Source organism: Pseudomonas sp. C6002 (genome assembly GCF_013385805.1).
In the GTDB taxonomy this organism is placed as follows: domain Bacteria; phylum Pseudomonadota; class Gammaproteobacteria; order Pseudomonadales; family Pseudomonadaceae; genus Aquipseudomonas.
Window position 1 is genome coordinate 224,334 of record NZ_JACAPH010000027.1, and the last position, 21,637, is coordinate 245,970.

Here is a 21,637-nt window from a genome sequence, read left to right on the forward strand (position 1 = left end):
TATGTCGATTTTAAAATTTAGCCGAAGAGTATAACGCTCGTAGCCCTATGGCTGTTTAGGGATCGTTACATGGCGTCAAACAAATCAGATAACTCCAGAAAGGTGATATCAGTTTGGTTTTTCTGTCATCCACAGATGCTAATCTGCGCATGTTCGTCTGCCGTCTGCGACTAAACGTCGCGTTTAAAAGGAGCTTTACTCAACAAAACGGCCACGCCTTGCGTGTAAGGCCGAGGGAGAGAGCGCCCGACGGACACATACTAATAACTGGGGGAAACACCAATGAGCACTAGCACTGCGGCGGGTAATACTGCTGCACAGCCTGCGTTCCTGTCCAAGGAACGCATTATCGCCAAGCCCGGGTTCAACCGTTGGCTGGTACCACCGGCCGCCCTGGCGATCCACCTGTGTATCGGCATGGCCTACGGTTTTTCGGTGTTCTGGCTGCCGTTGTCCAAGGCGCTGGGGATCACCGCACCGGTCGCCTGCGCGCCGGACATGAGCTTCATCAGCCAGGTCTTCTCGTCGCAATGCGACTGGCCCATCTCCATGCTGGGCTGGATCTACACCCTGTTCTTCATCTTCCTCGGCTGCTCTGCGGCGATCTGGGGCGGCTGGCTGGAACACGCCGGGCCACGCAAGGCTGGTGTCGTTTCGGCCTTGTGCTGGTGTGGCGGCCTGCTGATCTCCGCGCTGGGGATCTACACCCACCAGATCTGGCTGATGTGGATCGGCTCCGGGGTCATTGGCGGTATCGGCCTGGGCCTGGGCTATATCTCGCCGGTCTCGACCCTGATCAAGTGGTTCCCGGACAAGCGCGGCATGGCCACCGGCATGGCGATCATGGGCTTCGGCGGCGGCGCGATGGTGGGTGCCCCGCTGGCAGCCGCCTTGATGGGCCACTTTGCCTCGCCGACCAGCGTTGGCGTGTGGCAGAGCTTCGTGGTCATGGCCGTGATCTACTTCGTGTTCATGATCGGCGGCGCCTTGTCCTATCGCGTTCCGCCGACCGGCTGGAAGCCTGAGGGCTGGACTGCCCCGGCGAAAAAAGCCAGCAATGCGATGATCACCCACCGTCACGTGCACGTGAACGTGGCCTGGAAAACCCCGCAATTCCGCCTGGTGTGGCTGGTGCTGTGCCTGAACGTGTCTGCCGGCATCGGCATCCTCGGCATGGCTTCGCCGCTGCTGCAGGAAGTGTTCGGCGGCAAGTTGCTGGGTAACGGCCTGGCATTTGGCCAACTGGATGCCGGCCAACTGGCTTCCATCGCGGCCATCGCCGCCGGCTTTACCGGCCTGTTGAGCCTGTTCAACATCGGTGGCCGGTTCTTCTGGGCATCGTTCTCCGACTACCTGGGCCGTAAAAACACCTACTTCGTGTTCTTCGCATTGGGCTTTGCCCTGTACGCGTTGATCCCGAACCTGGGTCACCTGGGCAACGTCGCGCTGTTCGTGGCGGCGTTCTGCATCATCCTGTCGATGTACGGCGGTGGCTTTGCGACCGTCCCGGCTTACCTGGCGGACCTGTTCGGTACGCAAATGGTGGGTGCGATCCACGGTCGCCTGCTGACCGCTTGGGCAGCGGCGGGCGTACTGGGCCCGGTGCTGGTGAACTACCTGCGTGAGTATCAGTTGAGCATCGGCGTTGAACGCGCTGCCGCCTACGACATCACCTTGTACATCCTCGCCGGCCTGCTGGTGCTGGGCTTTATCTGCAACCTGCTGGTACGGCCGGTGGCAGACAAGTACTTCATGACCGACGCCGAACTGGCTGCCGAGCAGGCGCTGGGCCATGACAAGGGCGCCGATTCCAGCACCGTGCTGGAGTGGAAAGCCTCCTCCGGCAGCGTGCCATTGGCGGTTGCCGCCTGGCTGGCGGTGGGAATTCCGTTGGCGTGGGGCGTGTGGGTCACCCTGCAGAAAACCGCAGTACTGTTCCACTAACACCGCGTAACCCTTGTGGGAGCGGGCTTGTGTGTGAGCGGGCTTGCTCGAGAATGCGATGGACCAGTCAGCCCATGTTGGCTGACACACCGCTTTCGCGAGCAAGCCCGCTCCTGCACAAAGCTGCTCCCACACTTGTACTGACATGTCTATCCCCGACACTCCATCAGTCTTATCCCCTCCGATGTTTCTGTTTAGCGCCCGCGCCCCTATAATGGCTGCCTTTTTCGCCCAATGATTTTGCGGAGCTGGTGATGGCCGAACGTAAGGCGTCCGTCGAGCGCGACACTCTGGAAACCCAGATCAAAGCCTCGATCAACCTGGATGGCACCGGAAAGGCCCGATTTGATATCGGTGTACCTTTTCTTGAGCACATGCTGGACCAGATCGCCCGTCACGGGCTGATCGACCTGGATATCGTCAGCAAGGGCGACCTGCATATCGACGACCACCACACGGTGGAAGACGTCGGTATCACGTTGGGCCAGGCATTTGCCAAAGCCATCGGCGACAAGAAAGGCATCCGTCGCTACGGCCACGCCTATGTCCCGCTGGATGAAGCGCTGTCGCGTGTGGTCATCGACTTCTCCGGCCGCCCGGGCCTGCAGATGCACGTGCCGTACACCCGCGCCACCGTGGGCGGCTTCGACGTCGACCTGTTCCAGGAATTCTTCCAGGGTTTCGTCAACCACGCCCTGGTCAGCCTGCACATCGACAACCTGCGTGGCACCAACACCCACCACCAGATCGAGACCGTGTTCAAGGCTTTCGGCCGTGCCCTGCGCATGGCCGTGGAGCTGGATGACCGCATGGCCGGGCAAATGCCGTCGACCAAGGGCGTCCTGTAATGCAGACGGTCGCGGTTATCGACTACGGCATGGGTAACCTGCACTCGGTGGCCAAGGCCCTCGAGCACGTAGGTGCCGGCAAGGTCCTGATCACCAGCGATGCCGACGTGATTCGCGAAGCCGACCGGGTAGTGTTCCCGGGGGTTGGCGCGATTCGCGACTGCATGGCCGAGATTCGCCGCCTGCGCTTCGACAGCCTGGTGCGTGAAGTGAGCCAGGACCGGCCGTTCCTCGGCATCTGCGTGGGCATGCAAGCCTTGCTCGACAGCAGTGAAGAGAACGACGGCGTCGACTGCATCGGTCTGTTTCCGGGCCAGGTGAAGTTTTTCGGCAAGGACCTGCACGAAGACGGCGAGCACTTGAAGGTGCCACACATGGGCTGGAACGAAGTGCGCCAGACCGTGGATCACCCGCTGTGGCACGAAGTGCCGGACCTGGCGCGTTTCTATTTCGTGCACAGCTATTACATCGCCGCCGGTAACCCGCGCCAGGTGGTGGGTGGCGGGCACTATGGCGTCGACTTCGCCGCGGCCCTGGCCGACGGTTCGCGCTTTGCCGTGCAATTCCACCCGGAGAAGAGCCATACCCATGGCCTGCAATTGCTGCAGAACTTCGCCGCGTGGGACGGGCGCTGGTAATGGCCAAGAAGGTCAAGCCGCCGATCTTGAACCTCACTCCCCAGCAGGAGAGTGAGGCCACCGACAAGATCAAGCGTTTCATGGAAGACCGCTTCGAGCTCAAGCTCGGCTCGTTCGAGGTCGCAGAAATCCTCGAACTGTTCACCACTGAAATTGCTCCGCACTATTACAACAGGGCGATTTTCGATGTGCAGACGCACCTTAAAGAAAGGTTCGAAAGCATCGAAAGCGACTTGTGGGCGCTCGAGAAACCCTGATTTCCCGAGCAACGCTGAATATCGAATAAGGTTTGCCAGATGCTGATTATTCCCGCAATCGATCTCAAGGACGGCGCCTGCGTACGTCTGCGCCAGGGCCGCATGGAAGATTCCACGGTGTTCTCCGATGACCCGGTGAGCATGGCTGCCAAGTGGGTGGAAGGCGGTTGCCGTCGTCTGCATCTGGTGGACTTGAACGGTGCGTTCGAAGGCCAGCCGGTCAACGGTGAAGTCGTCACGGCGATCGCCAAGCGCTACCCGAACCTGCCGATCCAGATCGGCGGCGGTATCCGCTCCCTGGAAACCATCGAACACTACGTGAAAGCAGGCGTGAGCTACGTGATCATCGGCACCAAGGCCGTGAAAGACCCGGCCTTCGTCGCCGAAGCCTGCCGTGCGTTCCCCGGCAAAGTGATCGTGGGCCTGGACGCCAAGGACGGTTTCGTCGCCACCGACGGCTGGGCCGAGATCAGCACCGTCCAGGTGATCGACCTCGCCAAGCAGTTTGAAGCCGACGGCGTCTCCGCCATCGTTTATACCGACATCGCCAAAGACGGCATGATGCAGGGCTGCAACGTACCGTTCACCGCTGCGCTGGCCGCCGCCACCAAGATCCCGGTGATCGCTTCCGGCGGTATCCACAACCTGGGCGACATCAAGTCGCTGCTGGACGCGAAGGCGCCGGGGATCATCGGCGCGATCACCGGCCGGGCGATCTATGAAGGCACCCTGGACGTCGCTGAAGCCCAGGCTTACTGCGACGCCTACAACGGCTGAGGACTGACCATGGCGCTGGCCAAACGCATCATCCCTTGCCTGGACGTCGACAACGGTCGCGTGGTCAAGGGCGTCAAGTTCGAGAACATCCGTGACGCCGGCGACCCGGTGGAAATCGCCCGTCGCTACGACGAACAGGGCGCCGACGAGATTACCTTTCTCGACATCACCGCCAGCGTCGATGGTCGCGACACCACGCTGCATACCGTGGAGCGCATGGCCAGCCAGGTGTTTATCCCGCTGACCGTGGGCGGTGGCGTGCGTACCGTGCAGGACATTCGCAACCTGCTGAATGCCGGCGCGGACAAGGTTTCGATCAACACCGCCGCGGTGTTCAACCCGGAATTTGTCGGCGAAGCCGCACAGCACTTCGGTTCGCAATGCATCGTGGTTGCCATCGACGCCAAGAAAGTCTCCGGCCCGGGCGAAACCCCGCGCTGGGAGATCTTCACCCACGGCGGGCGCAAGCCGACCGGGCTGGATGCCGTGCAGTGGGCGATGAAGATGGAAGCCCTGGGTGCCGGTGAAATCCTGCTGACCAGCATGGACCAGGACGGCATGAAAAACGGCTTCGACCTGGGCGTGACCCGCGCCATCAGCGACGCGCTGGGCATCCCGGTGATTGCTTCCGGCGGCGTCGGCAACCTGCAGCACCTGGCCGACGGCGTGATCGAAGGCCACGCCAGCGCAGTGCTGGCGGCGAGTATTTTCCACTTTGGCGAATACACCGTGCCTGAGGCCAAGGCCTACATGGCGGCGCGCGGTATCGTCGTACGCTAAACGTCACTGGACACCATGGCAGGCTCGCGGCACTCTCTGGGCTTGCCATGGATTCCGGTAACTTTCATGTTCAAAGACCTGCTGCTCGCCCTCGCCAGTACCACCGTTCTGCTGACGGGTTCGGCTTACGCTGATGAACCGTCCGACGGCGCTTCCCTGGTGTTGCTGACGGAAAACTTCCCGCCGTACAACATGGCGAAAAACGGCAAGAACTTCGCCAAGGAAGAGAACATCGAAGGCATTGCCGTGGACATCGTCCGCGAGACGTTCCAGCGTGCCGGTATTTCCTACAACCTGACCCTGCGGTTCCCTTGGGACCGGATCTACAAACTCGCCCTGGAAAAACCCGGTTACGGCGTGTTCGTGATGGCGCGCTTGCCGGACCGTGAGGCGCTGTTCAAATGGGTCGGCCCCATCGGCCCGGACGATTGGGTGCTGCTGGCCAAGGCTGACAGCAAGATCCAGCTGAGCGACCTTGAGCAGGCGCGGCGCTACAAGATCGGCGCCTACAAGGGCGACGCCATCGCCGAGAGCCTGGAGAAGCAGGGGCTCAAGCCGGTAATCGTGTTGCGGGATCAGGACAACGCGAAAAAGCTGGTGGATGGCCAGATCGACCTGTGGGCCACCGGGGACCCGGCGGGCCGTTATCTGGCACGCCAGGTCGGGGTGACCGGGCTCAAGACTGTGTTGCGTTTCAACAGCGCGGAGCTGTACCTGGCGCTGAACAAAAACGTGCCGGATGACGTAGTGGCGAAACTCCAGGCGGCCCTCGATCAGTTACGGCAGGAGGGTGTCGTCGATGAAATCATGGGGCGTTATCTCTAGGTTGTTTTCTGTGGGCTCGGGCACCGCTGCTGGTACTTCCTCTGGCTCCTCAACAGCAGTAACCGCCGCTTCAGGTTGCAGCAGCTCGCTGAAGTAGACGTTATCTCCGCTGGCATAGGTCAGGGTTGGCCCGAGCTGGCTGCCGTCAGCCCGCAATAGCTCGTATCGGCTTTTGACCAGGTAGGCAGCGATGGATTTATTCGCCGGGATGTAAGCCATCACATCCGCCACGCCCTCCCGTTCCCAGCCTTGTGCGGTCAAGCCCGTATGCGTGAAGTCGCGATTGAGGTTGGCACTGATACTCAACGGATGCCGGGGTGCCCAGGCAGCCTTTATATCGACGCCGGTCAAGGAGCGCAGGCCCAAGGAGAAGTCACTGATCTCTCCTTTTGCGAATACCCAACTGAAGGTTTGGCTTGCTGGCGTGGTGTTTTGACCGCTGGCTACCAAGCTGTACTGGTCGATTCTTTTCAACCGATATACCGGGCACGTTTGCAGTTTTTCCAGGGGCGTCAGGGTCGGGTCGTTCACGGTAAACCAGGGCAGTTCGCACACATGAATGCCCTCTGTTACCTGCTCCGGCATCGTGCGTCCTGGTGCCATTTCGGGTGAAAGTGGCGGCAAATCTTCGGAATGAAGCGCAAGGTCCAGCCGCAGGGCGTGCACCGGGCGTTGCCTGGTTGGCTTGGCATAGCCCTCGGCGCCGGTAAAGGTGCCCGGTGCCAGGTAGGCTTGACCAGGAGCTGCTTGCGACGGGGAGACACCCCAGGCGCTGAAGTCCCGGTGGGCGCCGCTGCCTTGGTCGCTCCAGATCAACTGGTCGACATAGGCCTGAGTCACCAGGTCTTCTCTGACACAGCGGATGGTATTGCGTGGTGGTTTGTCGTTACCGAGGCCACAGACCAGCCCCATCGCCACATAACCTTCTGGAGCGGTGGGCCGCCAGATTGAGAAATTGGCGCGTGCCCTTGGTCCCGAGTGTTCCCAGACTCTCTCGAAGTCGACGGGGGGCCGCAAGGCGGTGCCATTCTCCCGGTCAACTTCGCTGACAACAGCGACGATGTTCAGTTGATTGATGTTGTGGTAACCCGCCACCGCCACATCACCCAGCGGGACGAAGTTGCCCAGCGCGTCGGAGGATGTGCTCGGGCGCCAGAAGGTCACGGGTTTCTCGGCGCGAGTGCCTTTGTCGTTCCATACAGGAACGAACTCGGTGGTGAAGTTGATCAGCAGGTCTTTGTATTGCAGTGAGTTCATCTACAGACTCTCCAGTGGATACGAAGATCCACTATCGAAGAGTCCGCTCGGTCAGGCGCGGTAGCTATATAGCACTAGCGGTAAGTGCCGTTTTTTCCGTGGCCGGCCATGGCCTGGTTGCTGCGCAGGCTGATCATCAACTTGATGTCGATCCACTCGACGCCCTGGGCCTTGAGCTTGGGCAGCTCACGTTCGAGTACCGCCAGGGTCTGTGGATAAGGGTGGCCGATCATCACCGCCGACCCCTGTTTGTGGGCCAGCTTGATCGCGGTCTGCAGCTGGGTGGTGATGGCCGCTTCGGTGCGTTCGTCGTCGAGGAACACATCCCGCGAGACGCTGGCCAGGCCAATCTTTTGCGCCTCGGCGGCGGCGACGGTTTTAGCGCTGGTGCGGCTGTCGACGAAGAACTTGTGGCGTCGTTGCAGCTCACCCATCAACCAGGCCATGGCCTCCGGCTGGGCGGTCATGCGGCTGCCCATGTGGTTGTTGATGCCGGCGGTGTAGGGCACGGCCTTGAAGGCCGCGTCCAGGCGTTTGCCCAGCTCTTCGATAGGCAGGTCGGGGTGCCAGGCGAACGGGCCGGTGGCCGGGTCCATGGGCATGTGCAGGATGACGATCTTGCCGGCCTTGTGGGCTTCGCGGGCGAATTCGGCGGCGTGGGGTGTGTCGGGCATGATCGCCGTGGTCACCGGGCCGGGCAGGGCGAGCACACGACGATCCCGGGGCAGGTTTTGCCCAAGGTCGTCGATGATCAGGGTCAGGTAGGCTTTGTGTTCAGCGGGGGCTGCACTGGCGGGGTTGCCTTGGGCGACTCCCGCCAGACAGCACAGCAAAGCGATGATCAGTCCACGGCGCATATCAACGGCTGCGCGTAATGCTCAGGCCCTTGAGCAGGCTCAGCGCCTGGGCCAACTGATAATCGTCGTCCTGCGGCATCGGCTTGGCTTTCGAGCCGCTGCCGGTCGGCTGGTCGGCGCCGCCGTTGCCATTGCCCAGGTGGCCTTGCAGGTCCGCTTCCTTGTAGAACTCGCTGTCGGCTTCGTTGGTGATCTTGGCCTTGCGCACTTCGATGTCCGGCACGATGCCCTGGGCCTGGATCGAGCGACCGTTCGGCGTGTAGTACAGCGCCGTGGTGATCTTCAAGGCACGCTCGTTGTTCAGCGGCAGCACGGTTTGCACCGAGCCTTTGCCGAAGCTGGTGGTGCCCATCAGCACGCCGCGTTTCTGGTCTTGCAGGGCGCCGGCGACGATTTCCGAAGCCGAGGCGCTGCCGCCGTTGATCAGCACAACCATCGGCACGCCTTCGCTGAGGTCGTTGCCGGTGGCCGAGAAGCGCAGCTCGGAGTTGGCGATACGGCCCTTGGTGTAGACGATCAGGCCCTTGGTGATGAAGTGGTCGACCACTTCCACCGCGGCCTGCAACACGCCGCCCGGGTTGTTGCGCAGGTCAAGCACGATGCCGCTGAGTTTCTTGCCGTTGTCTTTGCGCAGCTTGGCGAGGGCCTTGGCCACTTCGTCGCCGGTCTTGACCTGGAACTGGGTGATACGGATGTAGCCGTAGCCCGACTCCAGCAGCTGGCTCTTCACGCTCTTGACCGTGATGGTGGCGCGGGTCAGGGTCACGTCGAACGGCGTGCCGCCGTCGCGCACCAGGGTCAGGGTGATTTTCTGGCCGATCTTGCCGCGCATCTTGTCGACGGCTTCGGTCATGGTCTGGCCGCGGGTCGGCTGGCCGTTGATCTTGACGATAAAGTCACCGGCCTGGATGCCGGCCTTGGACGCAGGGGTGTCATCGATCGGCGAAACGACCTTGATGTTGCCGTCGTCGGCGCCGACTTCAATGCCCAGGCCACCGAATTCACCACTGGTGCTCTCCTGCAGCTCGGCGAAATCTTCCGGGCCCAGGTAGGCGGAGTGCGGGTCAAGGTTGCTGAGCATGCCCTTGATGGCATTTTCCAGCAGGGTCTTGTCGTCCACAGGTTCGACATAAGCGGCCTTGATCCGGTCCATGACCTCGGCAAAGGTGCGCAACTCGTCCAGCGGCAGCGGGGCCTTGGTGGTCGCGGCCGTGGCCGACTGGGCGGTCTGGTCGGCGAATGCCAAAGGCGCGCCGATCACCAGAGCGATCGTCAGGGCCAGCGATGTGAGGCGGGACAAATGCAGCATGTCGAACGAACTCCTAATGTAGATGCGACCCTTATCCTTGGGTACGGCACCATTGTGCCGGGTCGCTCGGGCGGCCCTGCTGACGAATAGCGAAGTACAGCGCCGGGGTGTCCTGGCCACCACTGTTACCGACAGTGGAGATGGATTCACCGGCTTTTACAACATCACCTGCCGCTTTAAGCAAAGTTTGATTGTGGCCGTAAAGGCTCAAATAGCCATTGCCGTGGTCAAGAATCACCAACAAACCTGCGCCACGCAGCCAATCGGCGAATACCACGCGGCCGCCGTGGATAGCGTGGACCTGGGTGCCGGCACCGGCACTGATCATCACACCGTCCCACTTGGCGCGGGTGTCATCGCCACGGGTTTCACCAAAGCGTGCCAGTAATCGACCATCAACTGGCCATGGAAGTTTGCCCCGAGCTGAAGCAAAAGGTCCGCCGAAGGATTCGCCGGCGCTGGAAACCAGCGGGCCAGGCGCTGCACGCGCCGGTTTACGCGGGGCCGGGGCGTCGGTAGTGGCGCTGGCGACTGCCTCGGCGGCTTCACGCTCGCGCTTTTTTTCGGCTTCCTGCTGGGCAATCAGCGCTTTTTGCCGCGCCTGCTCTGCCTCACGGGCCTGGCGCGCCAGGGTTTCCTCGATGGTTTTCAGGACTTTACCGAGGTCGGCCTGGTCTTGCTCGCGGGCCTGGAGCTTGGCGTCACGGGCCTTCACGTCGTCATTCAGCTTGGCCAGCGCCTGCTGGCGCTCCTTGCGGACCTTGTCCAGTTCGTCGCGCTGGCTGTCGAGGGCGGTTTTCTGGTCGAGCAGCTGCGACTGCTGGTTGGCGATTTCCTGCTCGACGTTGGCCAACTGGCGCAGGGTCTCGTTGAAGCTTTTCAGTTGCTCCAGGCGGGCCTTGCTCAGGTAGTCGTAATAGGTAAGGGTGCGGGCGAACTTTTCCGGGTTCTGCTGGTTGAGCAGCAGCTTGAGGTATTCCTGGCGGCCGTTCTGGTAAGCGGCGCGGGCCTGGATCGCGATCAGGCGTTGCTGTTCAACGCGGGCGCTCTGGAGTTTTTTTTTCTCAGCGTCGAGTCGCTCCAGTTCCGACTCGCTCTTCTTTAGTTCTTTTTGCAGCTCCTGGACCTGCTTCTCCAGCTTGCCCATCTCGGTTTCCGTGCCGCGCAGGTCTTTCTGCACGCCGGACTTCTCTTCCTGGAGCTTGCCGAGCAGCTTCTTCAGCTCGGTAATGTCCTGACGCGTAGCGTCCAACTGTTGTTGGGTTTGTGCGCGCTCATCGGCAAACGCCGGTTGGAGCAGGCAGACAAGAGCAAGGGTAATCAAGGCGCGAAGCATAGAGGCGGGCGACACCAGGGAAAGGGACGGCCTAGTATGCCCGCCAAGCGCTGCAAAAAAAACGCCCAATTCGGCTTGGCAGGCAAGTTAGGTGCCCAGTGGCCGCATTCTGCAAGCAATTGTGGGCAAGTCCCATAGCCCTTTGAAGGCGACGAGCGGTTGAGAGCGTCGTGTCGTGCTTCTGCAGTTGTTTTGTGTGCTTCGCGAAATGCCTTGAAATGCTCCACCCTGACGGTGCATTTGCGCTCGGAATAGACTCTTCGGCCCTGTTAATCCGACGGTCGGCATAGTCAGTAATGCCTTGTATTCACGAGTCAAAAGGCCAGCAAACGTGGCTTGATTATGGGCTTCCCGATCTTCGTAGTCTGGATCGGGCTTTGCGAGCGCGTCCACTTGAGGAAGTGGCCGCCGGCAATGACGTCGAAGCGGCCATCGATATAGTCGCAATGCATTTTGGCATTGCCCATTCGAGCTGTTCGGAAGTGGAAGTTGCCTCGCCTTTGGGGCAAATAGCGATCAGGCGTAGCTGTCTGCAGCACATTGTTGAAAAGCGGCAGGACGCCAGAGAGCGTTATGTCAGGTTCGCCTTGGACACATTGACGGGGCCTCTGGAAATATGGCGTGTTGCTTATAGCGATTGCTCCGCTCGTTTAGCATTCATTGGGGCTTATGAATCCAGGAGGCAGATGCTGGTGGTGGTCAATATTCAGGCTGGCAATGTGCTGTGGAACTTCATGCAGACAGACGCCAAGGCCTTGAACAAGCATCGTCATGGTGAGTTGCTCTACAAGCGTTACGAGCTTTTGTGACGCCCAAAGAAAAGGGCAGCTCTTTCGAACTGCCCTAAGTAGTGCTTGCTTGATATTCATATACACACCCTCAAGCAGGGGTGTGGAGGTCTCACCCTACGCGGATATCCAGCCATCTGCGGGGTTCCTACGCCAGTTATCGCCGCTGGAGGCAACTGGTTTCGCGCTCGAGTCCATTATTGACGGGCTGCCTGTTTTGAGCAACCCCTGAACTGTGTCAGACCAGAATCGAAGTGCCAGTCATCTCTTTCGGCTTCTCCAGCCCCATCAGCATCAACATGGTCGGTGCCACGTCGGCCAGCACGCCGCCATCACGTACTTTAAAGTCACGTTTGCCGACGTAGATGAATGGCACCGGCTCGGTGGTGTGGGCGGTGTGGGCCTGGCCGGTAGATTCGTCGGACATTTGCTCGCAGTTGCCGTGGTCGGCGGTGATCAGCGCTTCGCCGCCCACCTTGTCCAGGGCGTCGACGATGCGGCCGACGCACAGGTCCAGGCATTCCACGGCTTTTACCGCCGCTTCCAGGTTGCCGCTGTGGCCCACCATGTCACCGTTGGCGTAGTTGACCACGATCACGTCGTAGCGCTGGTGTTCGATGGCGTCGACGATCTTGTCCGTGACTTCCGGGGCACTCATCTCCGGCTGCAGGTCGTAGGTGGCGACTTTCGGCGACGGGATCAGGATGCGTTCTTCACCCGGGAACGGTTCTTCACGACCGCCGGAGAAGAAGAAGGTCACGTGGGCGTACTTCTCGGTTTCGGCAATGCGCAGTTGGGTCTTGCCGTTTTTCGCCAGGTAATCCCCCAGCACGTTTTCCAGGCTGCCCGGGGCGAATGCCGACGGGGCCGGGATGTTGGCGGCGTATTGGGTCAGCATCACGAATTCGACTTTCGGCTGGCGGGCGCGCTCGAAGTCCTTGAAGCCGGCATCGACGAATACGTGGCTCAGCTCGCGGGCACGGTCGGCGCGGAAGTTCATGAACACCACGGCGTCGCCATCTTCGACCTTGACCGGTTCGCCGATGGTGGTGGCCTTGACGAACTCGTCACTCTCGCCACGGGCGTAGGCGGCTTCCAGGCCTTCCTGGGCGGTGGCGGCGTTGAATTCGGCCTGGCCGTCGACGATCAGGTTGTAGGCCTGTGCCACGCGGTCCCAGCGGTTGTCGCGGTCCATGGCGAAGTAGCGGCCAACCAGGCTGGCGATGCGGCCTTTGCCGAGGGTCTTGAAGGTTTCATCCAGCAGTTCGATGGAGGACTGGGCACTTTTCGGCGGGGTGTCGCGGCCGTCGAGGAACGCGTGCAGGTAGATCTTCTCGGCGCCGCGCTTGAAGGCCAGTTCGGCCATGGCGATCAGGTGGTCCTGGTGGCTGTGGACGCCGCCGTCCGACAGCAGGCCCATGAAGTGCACGGCCTTGCCGGCCTTGACCGCTTTATCCACTGCCGCGCAGATGTTTGGGTTCTCGAAAAACTCACCGTCGCGGATCGCTTTGGTCACGCGGGTGAAGTCTTGATAGACCACTCGTCCGGCACCGAGATTCATATGGCCGACTTCCGAGTTGCCCATTTGGCCGTCCGGCAGGCCAACATCCATGCCCGAGCCCGAGATCAGGCCGTTCGGAACGGTAGCGCTCAGACGGTCCAGTACTGGCTTGCTGGCCGAGTACACGGCGTTGTCGTGGTGGCTTTCACTGTGTCCGAAGCCATCGAGAATTATCAGGACCAAAGGTTTAGGCGTAGTAGTCATAGATCCTCTCGCGGCGGTAATGAATGAAGGGAATAGAAAAGGGAGTGGCAGTTTAAAGCGAAGTTCCGACCACGTCACCGCTTTACGGGGGTTGGCCGACCATGACGGCTGTGTATACTTACCGCCATTTTAACGCCCTGGAACCTCCTTGATGGTTGATCACCTGATTGCATTTGCCACTACCCACTATTTGCTCGCTGGTGCGTTCGTCGTACTGCTGGCGCTGCTGATCGCTCACGAATTGAGCCGCGGTGGCCGCAGCCTCAGCACGTCCGAGCTGACCGCGCTGGTCAACAAGGATGAGGCCGTAGTGGTGGACATTCGTCCCGCCAAGGATTTCGCCGCCGGTCACATTGTCGGCGCGCTGAACATTCCCCAGGACAAACTGATTTCGCGCCTGGCCGAGCTGGAAAAGCACAAGGCCAAGACCATTATCCTGGTCGACGCCCAGGGCCAGCACTCCGGCACCCACGCCCGCGAGATGCTGAAAACCGGCTTCAACGCCGCCAAACTGTCGGGTGGTATTTCCAGCTGGCGTGGCGATAACCTGCCGCTGGTGAAGTGATATGAGCCAGGTTGTCGTTTATTCCAGCGATTATTGCCCTTATTGCATGCGGGCCAAGGCCCTGCTTGTGAAAAAGGGCATTGCCTTCGAAGAGATCAAGGTTGATGGCAAGCCCCAGGTGCGCGCCGAGATGACCAAGAAAGCGGGACGCACGTCCGTGCCGCAGATCTGGATCGGTGACAAGCATGTCGGTGGTTGCGATGACCTGTTCGCACTCGAGCGCGCCGGTAAACTGGATGCGCTGCTTCACGTCTGACTCCTAACCCCTAAAAGACCCCAAGATCACGAAGGATCTGCGATGACTGACCAACAGAACACCGAAGCGGCAGCAGAAGAAGCTCAAGGCCCACAATTTTCCCTGCAGCGTATTTACGTACGTGACTTGTCGTTCGAAGCGCCGAAAAGCCCGGCCATCTTCCGTCAGGAATGGACCCCGAGCGTTGCGCTGGACCTGAACACCCGTCAGAAGGCACTGGAAGGTGACTTCCACGAGGTCGTGCTGACCCTGTCGGTCACCGTCAAGAACGGCGAAGAAGTGGCCTTCATTGCTGAAGTGCAACAGGCCGGTATCTTCCTGATCCAGGGCCTGGACGAAGCGTCCATGAGCCACACCCTGGGCGCGTTCTGCCCGAACATTCTGTTCCCGTATGCCCGTGAGACCCTGGATAGCCTGGTCACCCGTGGCTCGTTCCCGGCGCTGATGCTGGCTCCGGTGAACTTCGATGCCCTGTATGCGCAAGAGCTGCAGCGCATGCAACAGGAAGGCTCGCCAACGGTTCAGTAAGCTGTTCTGAGCAACGACGCCGATCCAATGTGGGAGCGGGCTTGCTCGCGAATGCGGTACTTCAGTCGATATCTTCGTTGACTGGCACTCCGCTTTCGCGAGCAAGCCCGCTCCCACATTCGTTATGCAGTGTTACTTGAACCCCAGTTGCCGCCAACCTTCGTAAACCGCGACGGCCACGGTATTGGACAGGTTCAGGCTGCGGCAGCCTTCGCGCATCGGCAGGCGCAGGCGGTGGCCGTCTGGCAGGGCGTCCAGCACGTCTGCCGGCAGGCCGCGGCTTTCCGGGCCGAACAGGAAGGCGTCGCCTTCGGCAAAGCTGGCATCATGAAACGGCCGCGAACCCTTGGTGGTAAACGCGAACAACCGTGGGTGGTTCAGGCTTTCCAGGCAGCTGGCAAGGTCGGCGTGGCGTTGCAGGGTGGCGTACTCGTGGTAGTCCAGCCCGGCGCGGCGCAGGCGCTTGTCGTCCATGTCGAAACCCAAGGGCTCGATCAAATGCAGGTGGCAGCCACTGTTGGCGCACAGCCTGATAACGTTGCCGGTATTCGGCGGAATTTCTGGTTGAAAAAGGATGACGTGAAACATGCACGGCTCCGAAGGCAAAGATGCGCTGCATTCTACCCCTGAAGAAGACCCCAGGCCGAAGCTATTGCCACGGGTTTTAGGCTCGTTGGCGATTGTCGGCTTGATGGTAGGCCTGATGATCGGCCGGCTGACCACGCCAGACCCGGTTGAGCTGCAGCAGGTAGAGCCCGCCGCCGATGGCCTGGTGGTGTGGTTCAACAGCGAACCCAAGCTGCACGGCGAGCATATCGACGGCACCGTGGCGCTGCTGTTCGATGCGCTTGGCAAGGCCCAGGGCGGCCAATTGAAGGTCAATGACAAGGATGTGAACTGGCGCGTACGCAAGACCGATGGCGGCTTGCTGCTGAACCTGGTGGCGGCTCGGCCGTTGCGCGGGGAGTGGTCGGGAGAGAAGGCCGATGGACGCTGGCGGGTGGAGATCCATCTCCAGGAGCAATAAAAGAGGGAATCCCCGGCCTGCCTGTACCAAGGTTCCCAAAACGGGCTGGGGCTATGGGCGCGTTGCCTCATAAGCCCCGGGTGTAAAGAAGGGAGTTCCCGGCCTGCCTGTACCAGGGCTCCCAAAACGGGGTGAAGCCAAAGGCTTCGGTGTTAAAGAGGGAATCCCCGGCCTGCCTGTACCGAGGTTCCCGAAACGGGTGTGGGGCGCGACGCGATCCGCATCAAGCACCCCGGGTGTTAAAGAGGGGATTCTCGGCCTGCCTGTACCAAGGTCCCCGAAACTGGGTAGTGACAGGGTTATTGCAGGGCGCGTGCCAGAAATGTGAAGTGGCGCCAAAAAATTTCTTTAGAAAGCGCAAAGCCCCGGAATACGGGGCTTTGGCTTTTTCGGGTTTTAATATTTTCTTAACAAGGCATGGGTTTCAGGCGTTGGATAAGTGCGCGATGCCGGTTCGTGGTGCATTGAAGCGGTGCACAGTGCTGAAACCTTGTGGAGATCCAAATGTGGGAGCGGGCTTGCTCGCGAAGGCGGCGCGTCAGTCGATACGTATGTTGACTGAACCATCGCCTTCGCGAGCGAGCCCGCTCCCACACTGGATCTTCGGTGTACTTGAGGGATCAATCAGCCTTCATCGCCCTCATCATCATCCCCACCGTCAACCTTCATCCCCAGCTCCTTGATCTTGCGTGTCAGCGTATTGCGGCCCCAGCCCAGCAGCACGGCGGCGTCGCGACGACGTCCAGCAGTATGCTTGAGGGCGGTTTCGATCATGATCCGCTCGAAAGCCGGCACAGCGCTGTCCAGCAGGTTCGACTGGCCACGTGCCAGGGCCTGGTCGGCCCATTGGCGCAGCGCCTGCTCCCAGTTGGTCACCGGTGCCGAATCCTGCGGCAGGCTCAGCAGCTCAGGCGGCAGGTCGCTGATATGCACTTCGCGCCCCGAAGCCATCACCGTGATCCAGCGGCAGGTGTTCTCCAGCTGACGCACGTTGCCCGGCCATGGCAGGTTCTTCAGGTATTCCTCGGTCTCGCTTTTCAGCAGCTTCGGCTCGACGGCCAGCTCCTGGGCGGCGCGGCTGAGGAAGTGACGGGCCAGGGTCGGGATGTCCTCGCGACGGTCCGACATCCGTGGGATGTGGATGCGGATCACGTTCAGGCGGTGGAACAAGTCTTCACGGAATTTCCCGGCGTGCACCAGGGTTTCCAGGTTCTGGTGCGTCGCCGCGATGATACGTACGTCGACCTTGACCGGCGTGTGCCCGCCTACCCGATAAAACTCGCCGTCGGCCAGGACCCGCAGCAAGCGCGTCTGGGTATCGGCCGGCATGTCGCCGATTTCATCGAGGAACAGCGTGCCGCCGTCGGCCTGTTCAAAACGGCCACGGCGCAGGTTGGCCGCACCGGTGAACGCGCCTTTTTCATGGCCGAACAGTTCCGACTCCATCAAGTCTTTCGGGATCGCCGCCATGTTCAGCGCAATGAACGGCGACGCCGCCCGTGGGCTGTGACGGTGCAGGGCGTGGGCCACCAGCTCTTTACCGGTACCCGACTCGCCATTGATCAGCACGGTGATGTTGGAGTGGCTCAAGCGCCCGATGGCGCGAAACACTTCCTGCATCGCCGGCGCTTCACCGATGATTTCCGGGGTACGGGTCAGGGCCGGCGGGGCTTCCTGGTTCTGCTGTTCCTGGGCGTGCTGGTTGGCGCGTTTTACCAGCGCCACCGCTTCGTCCACGTCGAACGGTTTTGGCAGGTATTCAAAGGCGCCGCCCTGATAGGACGCGACAGCGCTGTCCAGGTCCGAGTGCGCGGTCATGATGATCACCGGCAGGCGCGGGTGCTGCTCGCGAATCCGCGCCAGCAAGTCCAGGCCACTGGCGCCGGGCATGCGGATGTCGGAGATGATCACGTCGGGCTGCTGGCGAGCCAGGCGGCTCATCACCCCGTCGGCGCTGTCGAAGCTCTGGGTGGTCATGCCTTCCTGTTGCAAGGCTTTCTCCAGGACCCAGCGGATAGAACGGTCGTCATCGACGATCCAGACAGTTTCACTACGGCTCATGTCGATGGGGCTCCTTGTTCCAGTGGCAGAAAGATCGAGAAGGTGGTGTGACCGGGATGGCTCTCACATTCGATCAAACCCTGGTGCTGGCTGATGATGTTCTGGGTAATGGCCAGGCCGAGCCCGGTACCGTCCGGGCGGCCGCTGACCATTGGGAAAAAGATGGTTTCCTGCAGTTCTGCAGGGATGCCGGGGCCGTTGTCGATGATCTCGACCTTGGTCACCAGGCGATGGCGCACGTGGCCAATGGTGAACTGGCGCAGGGCACGGGTGCGCAGGCTGATGCGCCCCAGGCGCAGCTCGTTCTGGCTGCTGATGGCCTGCATGGCGTTGCGCACGATATTGAGCACCGCCTGGATCATCTGCTCGCGGTCGATCAATACGTCGGGAATGCTCGGGTCGTAGTCGCGCACCAAGGTGATGCAGCCCTGGCTTTCGGCCTCCACCAACTGGCAAACCCGCTCCAGCACTTCGTGCACGTTGGTCATTGCCAGAGACGGCAGCTTGTTGGAGCCGAGCATGCGGTCTACCAGGTTACGCAGGCGGTCGGCTTCCTCGATGATGACGTTGGTGTAGTCCTTGAGGTTTTCGTCCGGCAGCTCGCGGGCCAGCAGCTGTGCGGCACCGCGAATCCCGCCCAGGGGGTTCTTGATCTCATGGGCCAGGCCGCGCACCAGCATCTTGCTGGTTTCCTGCTTGGACAGCTGCGCCTCTTCCTTGGTGATGCGCAGCAGGCGATCGCGGGGATGCACCTCCAGCAGCAACAAGGTGGCGCCGTGGCTGAGGATCGGTGTTACCGCGTAGTCGACGGTGAGGGTCTGGCCGGTGAGGGCGGTGAGCATCGCTTCGCGCTTGGTGAACGGGTGCGCCTGCTCCACGGCCTGGCGCAACGAGCTCAAGGCCTCGGCCGACTCAGTGAACAGCTCACTGATGAATTGCCCATGGCTGCGCTGCCCGCTGATGGCCAGCAGCATCTCCGCCGCCGGGTTCATGTACTCAAGGCGCAGTTCGTCATTGAGCAGAATGGTCGCGGTGGTCAGGTTGTCGAGTAACAGGCGGTGCAGTGCGTCGCTGATGGTCATTAGGACCTCTTTTGGAGCAAGGCGCGGGCTTGAGGCACACGCTGATACAAGGAAAATGCAAAAACCAAACCAAAGCTCCGAAAAGAAGCGTTAAAGCCCTGAAATGGGGGCTTAAGGCGCGAAACTGTGGCGTTCTGCCAGCTTGGACGGGAAGTTTCGAACCAAAATGGGTTGCGTAAGTGGGAAGGGTGCAGCGTATCGCACCAATATAGTGCGGTTTTGAAAAGTCTGTTCAGGAAGCTGGTGGCAGCGACTGATTGGCTGAATGGGTCGGATCTAAATTGTGGGAGCGGGCTTGCTCGCGAAGGCGGCGTGTCAGTCATGCATATATCAACTGACACACCGCCTTCGCGAGCAAGCCCGCTCCCACATTTGATGGCGTTCGCAATTTTAGATTTTATAGAGGCACAGCTCGGCGGTGGCGCGGATCATCGCCAGTTGGCGCAGCGGGTCATGTGCAGCCGCGTGATTGGCCTGGGCCAGCCATTGCGGACACTGGGGGTTGGTGCGTTCTGGGGTGAAGTCCGCCAGCTGTTGCAGCAGGCGTTTTTGCAGCAGGTCCAGTTTAGGGCGGATCTGGCCGACCAGATCCGGGCGTGGGTCATTCGGCGCCTTGCCTTGCAGCTGCCAATCGGACAGGTGGGCGTATTGCACCAGTTTGTTCGCCTCGATCTGGGCCGAGAAAAACTGCTCGGCCTGTGCCGGTGCCAGTTTGTAGCTCGGCGCCTGGGCGACGACGCTGGCGATCACGTCCTGCTCCCGTGGGCGGTCCTCGACGGGCTTGTGGCTGTCCCATTTGCTCAGGGCCACCTGGTCGGCAATCGCCAGGCGTTCGGCAATGCTGTCGAGCAGCGGGGCGAGAGTGGGTGGTGCTGCGAATACATTGGCGCTGATGGCCAGCAAGATGAACCCAGTTTTGAGTTTCAAGGCAGATCCCTCTTCTGTAGGAGCGAGCTTGCTCGCGAAGGTCGTTAACGATAACGCGTAAGTATTGAAGAAATGCGGTGCCTTTGAATTTTTCGCGGGCAAGCCCGCTCCCACAGGGTTTTGCGGGCAAAAAAAAGACCTCCCGAAGGAGGCCTTTTTCGTCACGCCGCGTTACGCAGCGCTACCGGATCAGCAGCTGTAGTACAGCTCGTATTCCAGTGGGTGTACGAAGGTGCGGACCTTGATTTCTTCTTCGCTTTTCAGGGCGATGTAGGCATCGATAAAGTCGTCGCTGAACACGCCGCCTTTGGTCAGGAACGCACGGCCCTTGTCCAGCTCTTCCAGGGCTTCTTTCAGGCTGCCGCACACTTGTGGGATCTCTTTGGCCTCTTCAGGCGGCAGGTCGTACAAGTTTTTGTCGGCGGCATCGCCAGGGTGGATCTTGTTCTGGATACCGTCCAGGCCGGCCATGACCAGAGCAGCGAAGGCCAGGTACGGGTTGGCTGCCGGATCCGGGAAACGGGCTTCGATACGGCGAGCGCGAGGGCTGGACACGTAAGGAATACGGATCGAAGCGGAACGGTTGCGAGCCGAGTAGGCGAGCATTACCGGAGCTTCGAAACCTGGGACCAGACGCTTGTAGGAGTTGGTCGACGGGTTGGTGAAGCCGTTCAGGGCCTTACCGTGCTTGATGATACCGCCGATGAAGTACAGGGCAGTGTCGGACAGGCCGGCATAACCTTCGCCAGCGAAGGTGTTCTTGCCTTCTTTGGCGATGGACAGGTGAACGTGCATACCCGAACCGTTATCGCCGTACAGAGGCTTAGGCATGAAGGTAGCGGTACGGCCGTAGGCATCAGCCACGTTGTGTACGCAGTACTTCAGGGTCTGAACTTCGTCAGCCTTGGCAACCAGGGTGTTGAACTTCACGCCGATTTCGTTCTGGCCGGCAGTCGCCACTTCGTGGTGGTGAACTTCGATGACCAGGCCCATCTCTTCCATGGCGTTGCACATGGAGGTACGGATTTCGTGGTCGTGGTCGAACGGAGGAACCGGGAAGTAGCCGCCTTTGATACCTGGACGGTGGCCTTTGTTGCCGCCTTCCACGTCCTGGTCGGACATCCACGAACCTTGTTCGGAGAAGATCTTGAACATGGAGCCAGAGATGTCGGACTTGAACTTGACCGAATCAAAGATGAAGAATTCTGGTTCCGGGCCTACGAATACGGTGTCGCCGATACCGGTCGACTTCAGGTATTCCTCGGCACGCTTGGCGATCGCACGTGGGTCACGGTCGTAGCCCTGCATGGTCGAAGGCTCGATCACGTCGCAGACGATGATCAAGGTTGGGTCTTCGGTGAACGGGTCGAGTACGGCAGTGCTGTCGTCCGGCATCAGGATCATGTCGGACGCTTCGATGCCTTTCCAGCCAGCAATGGAGGAGCCGTCGAACATTTTGCCTTCTTCGAAGAAGGCGTCATCCAGCGCGTCGCGAGCCGGCATGGTCACGTGGTGCTGAGTGCCTTTTGTGTCCGTGAAGCGCAGATCAATCCATTTGACGTCATGATCTTTGATGAGTTGAACCGACTTCGACATAGTGTCCTCCGGGTGGCTTCGGGCTGGGGTAGTGGAGTAGCCCTTAGAATGTGGGTGATGCCGGCGCGAATACTCGACCAAGGCAACCTGCCTCACAAGAGAGCAAATTGCATGCCAGTGCCCCGACATGGGTTTTTTGCCACAAAAACGCCCCTATAAAGGTGCAATCCGCTGAAACGGAAGAAATTGCGCACCGCAATGTAGCGCTTATTTT

Annotated in this window: 22 protein-coding genes; 12 read left to right on the top strand and 10 right to left on the bottom strand. The window is 60.5% G+C overall.

Going from position 1 to position 21,637, the window contains the following annotated elements; genetic code table 11:
- The first annotated feature begins 282 nt into the window (after window positions 1–282).
- From HX817_RS18240 to HX817_RS18270, 7 genes are all read left to right on the top strand, one after another.
- On the top strand, window positions 283–1,944 hold the full coding sequence (locus HX817_RS18240) for an OFA family MFS transporter (RefSeq protein WP_003218039.1): 1,662 nt from the start codon (window positions 283–285) through the stop codon (window positions 1,942–1,944).
- A gap of 254 nt (window positions 1,945–2,198) precedes the next feature.
- A complete protein-coding gene (gene hisB, locus HX817_RS18245; RefSeq protein WP_003218037.1) occupies window positions 2,199–2,792 on the top strand; it encodes an imidazoleglycerol-phosphate dehydratase HisB in 594 nt (197 codons plus the stop codon).
- Window positions 2,792–3,430: an imidazole glycerol phosphate synthase subunit HisH gene (gene hisH / locus HX817_RS18250; RefSeq protein ID WP_087693331.1), complete on the top strand. Its 639-nt coding sequence runs from the start codon at window positions 2,792–2,794 to the stop codon at window positions 3,428–3,430. The genes hisB and hisH overlap by 1 nt, the downstream gene beginning before the upstream one ends.
- On the top strand, window positions 3,430–3,687 hold the full coding sequence (locus HX817_RS18255) for a DUF2164 domain-containing protein (RefSeq protein WP_003218033.1): 258 nt from the start codon (window positions 3,430–3,432) through the stop codon (window positions 3,685–3,687). The genes hisH and HX817_RS18255 overlap by 1 nt, the downstream gene beginning before the upstream one ends.
- 39 nt (window positions 3,688–3,726) lie before the next feature.
- Window positions 3,727–4,464, top strand: a complete 738-nt coding sequence (hisA, locus tag HX817_RS18260; RefSeq protein WP_003187784.1) for a 1-(5-phosphoribosyl)-5-[(5-phosphoribosylamino)methylideneamino]imidazole-4-carboxamide isomerase — start codon at window positions 3,727–3,729, stop codon at window positions 4,462–4,464.
- Between the two features lie 9 nt (window positions 4,465–4,473).
- Window positions 4,474–5,244: an imidazole glycerol phosphate synthase subunit HisF gene (gene hisF, locus HX817_RS18265; protein WP_003218030.1), complete on the top strand. Its 771-nt coding sequence runs from the start codon at window positions 4,474–4,476 to the stop codon at window positions 5,242–5,244.
- Between the two features lie 66 nt (window positions 5,245–5,310).
- Window positions 5,311–6,069, top strand: a complete 759-nt coding sequence (locus tag HX817_RS18270) for an ABC transporter substrate-binding protein (RefSeq protein ID WP_003218028.1) — start codon at window positions 5,311–5,313, stop codon at window positions 6,067–6,069.
- Here HX817_RS18270 and HX817_RS18275 read toward each other — a convergent pair.
- The 4 genes from HX817_RS18275 to HX817_RS18290 all read right to left on the bottom strand — a co-directional run bounded on the left by HX817_RS18275 (window position 6,022) and on the right by HX817_RS18290 (window position 10,828).
- Complete coding sequence (locus HX817_RS18275; RefSeq protein WP_177009270.1) at window positions 6,022–7,326, bottom strand: Vps62-related protein; 1,305 nt, start codon at window positions 7,324–7,326, stop codon at window positions 6,022–6,024. The two genes, HX817_RS18270 and HX817_RS18275, sit on opposite strands and share 48 nt — an antisense overlap.
- Before the next feature lie 74 nt (window positions 7,327–7,400).
- A complete protein-coding gene (locus HX817_RS18280) occupies window positions 7,401–8,183 on the bottom strand; it encodes a divergent polysaccharide deacetylase family protein (protein WP_008435686.1) in 783 nt (260 codons plus the stop codon).
- Between the two features lies 1 nt (window position 8,184).
- The gene (locus tag HX817_RS18285; protein WP_003218023.1) at window positions 8,185–9,492 is read right to left on the bottom strand and encodes a S41 family peptidase; all 1,308 of its coding nucleotides are present in this window, start codon (window positions 9,490–9,492) and stop codon (window positions 8,185–8,187) included.
- A gap of 31 nt (window positions 9,493–9,523) precedes the next feature.
- Complete coding sequence (locus HX817_RS18290; protein ID WP_087693335.1) at window positions 9,524–10,828, bottom strand: murein hydrolase activator EnvC; 1,305 nt, start codon at window positions 10,826–10,828, stop codon at window positions 9,524–9,526.
- 296 nt (window positions 10,829–11,124) lie between these two features.
- On the opposite strand from HX817_RS18290, the gene HX817_RS18295 reads away from it, so the two are divergent.
- Window positions 11,125–11,637 carry a PBECR2 nuclease fold domain-containing protein gene (locus HX817_RS18295; protein WP_166742138.1) on the top strand — a complete coding sequence of 171 codons (513 nt, stop codon included), beginning with the start codon at window positions 11,125–11,127 and terminating at the stop codon, window positions 11,635–11,637.
- A 217-nt stretch (window positions 11,638–11,854) separates the two neighbouring features.
- Here HX817_RS18295 and gpmI read toward each other — a convergent pair whose 3' ends face one another.
- Window positions 11,855–13,381 carry a 2,3-bisphosphoglycerate-independent phosphoglycerate mutase gene (gpmI, locus tag HX817_RS18300; protein WP_087693337.1) on the bottom strand — a complete coding sequence of 509 codons (1,527 nt, stop codon included), beginning with the start codon at window positions 13,379–13,381 and terminating at the stop codon, window positions 11,855–11,857.
- A 151-nt stretch (window positions 13,382–13,532) separates the two neighbouring features.
- Between gpmI and HX817_RS18305 the strand changes: the two genes are divergently transcribed.
- From HX817_RS18305 to secB, 3 genes are read left to right on the top strand one after another with little or no spacing between them, the layout of a single operon-like run.
- Window positions 13,533–13,946 (top strand): rhodanese-like domain-containing protein, encoded by a 414-nt coding sequence (locus tag HX817_RS18305; RefSeq protein ID WP_003218014.1) that lies wholly within the window; start codon window positions 13,533–13,535, stop codon window positions 13,944–13,946.
- A 1-nt stretch (window position 13,947) separates the two neighbouring features.
- The gene (gene grxC, locus HX817_RS18310) at window positions 13,948–14,202 is read left to right on the top strand and encodes a glutaredoxin 3 (protein ID WP_177028519.1); all 255 of its coding nucleotides are present in this window, start codon (window positions 13,948–13,950) and stop codon (window positions 14,200–14,202) included.
- A gap of 42 nt (window positions 14,203–14,244) precedes the next feature.
- Complete coding sequence (gene secB, locus HX817_RS18315; RefSeq protein ID WP_003218009.1) at window positions 14,245–14,730, top strand: protein-export chaperone SecB; 486 nt, start codon at window positions 14,245–14,247, stop codon at window positions 14,728–14,730.
- Between the two features lie 132 nt (window positions 14,731–14,862).
- Here the strand turns inward: secB and HX817_RS18320 are convergent, their stop codons facing one another.
- Complete coding sequence (locus HX817_RS18320; protein ID WP_003218007.1) at window positions 14,863–15,318, bottom strand: tRNA (cytidine(34)-2'-O)-methyltransferase; 456 nt, start codon at window positions 15,316–15,318, stop codon at window positions 14,863–14,865.
- Between HX817_RS18320 and HX817_RS18325 the strand changes: the two genes are divergently transcribed.
- A complete protein-coding gene (locus HX817_RS18325) occupies window positions 15,317–15,757 on the top strand; it encodes a hypothetical protein (protein ID WP_003218005.1) in 441 nt (146 codons plus the stop codon). The two genes, HX817_RS18320 and HX817_RS18325, sit on opposite strands and share 2 nt — an antisense overlap.
- A gap of 624 nt (window positions 15,758–16,381) precedes the next feature.
- Here HX817_RS18325 and ntrC read toward each other — a convergent pair.
- The 4 genes from ntrC to glnA all read right to left on the bottom strand — a co-directional run bounded on the left by ntrC (window position 16,382) and on the right by glnA (window position 21,423).
- Entirely contained in the window at window positions 16,382–17,818 is a 1,437-nt protein-coding gene (gene ntrC, locus HX817_RS18330) for a nitrogen regulation protein NR(I) (RefSeq protein ID WP_003218003.1), read from the bottom strand.
- Window positions 17,815–18,900 carry a nitrogen regulation protein NR(II) gene (gene glnL, locus HX817_RS18335; RefSeq protein WP_003218001.1) on the bottom strand — a complete coding sequence of 362 codons (1,086 nt, stop codon included), beginning with the start codon at window positions 18,898–18,900 and terminating at the stop codon, window positions 17,815–17,817. The genes ntrC and glnL overlap by 4 nt, the downstream gene beginning before the upstream one ends.
- A 390-nt stretch (window positions 18,901–19,290) precedes the next feature.
- The gene (locus HX817_RS18340; protein WP_177040783.1) at window positions 19,291–19,827 is read right to left on the bottom strand and encodes a chorismate mutase; all 537 of its coding nucleotides are present in this window, start codon (window positions 19,825–19,827) and stop codon (window positions 19,291–19,293) included.
- A gap of 189 nt (window positions 19,828–20,016) precedes the next feature.
- Window positions 20,017–21,423: a glutamate--ammonia ligase gene (gene glnA, locus HX817_RS18345; RefSeq protein ID WP_003217999.1), complete on the bottom strand. Its 1,407-nt coding sequence runs from the start codon at window positions 21,421–21,423 to the stop codon at window positions 20,017–20,019.
- Window positions 21,424–21,637: the final 214 nt, after the last annotated feature.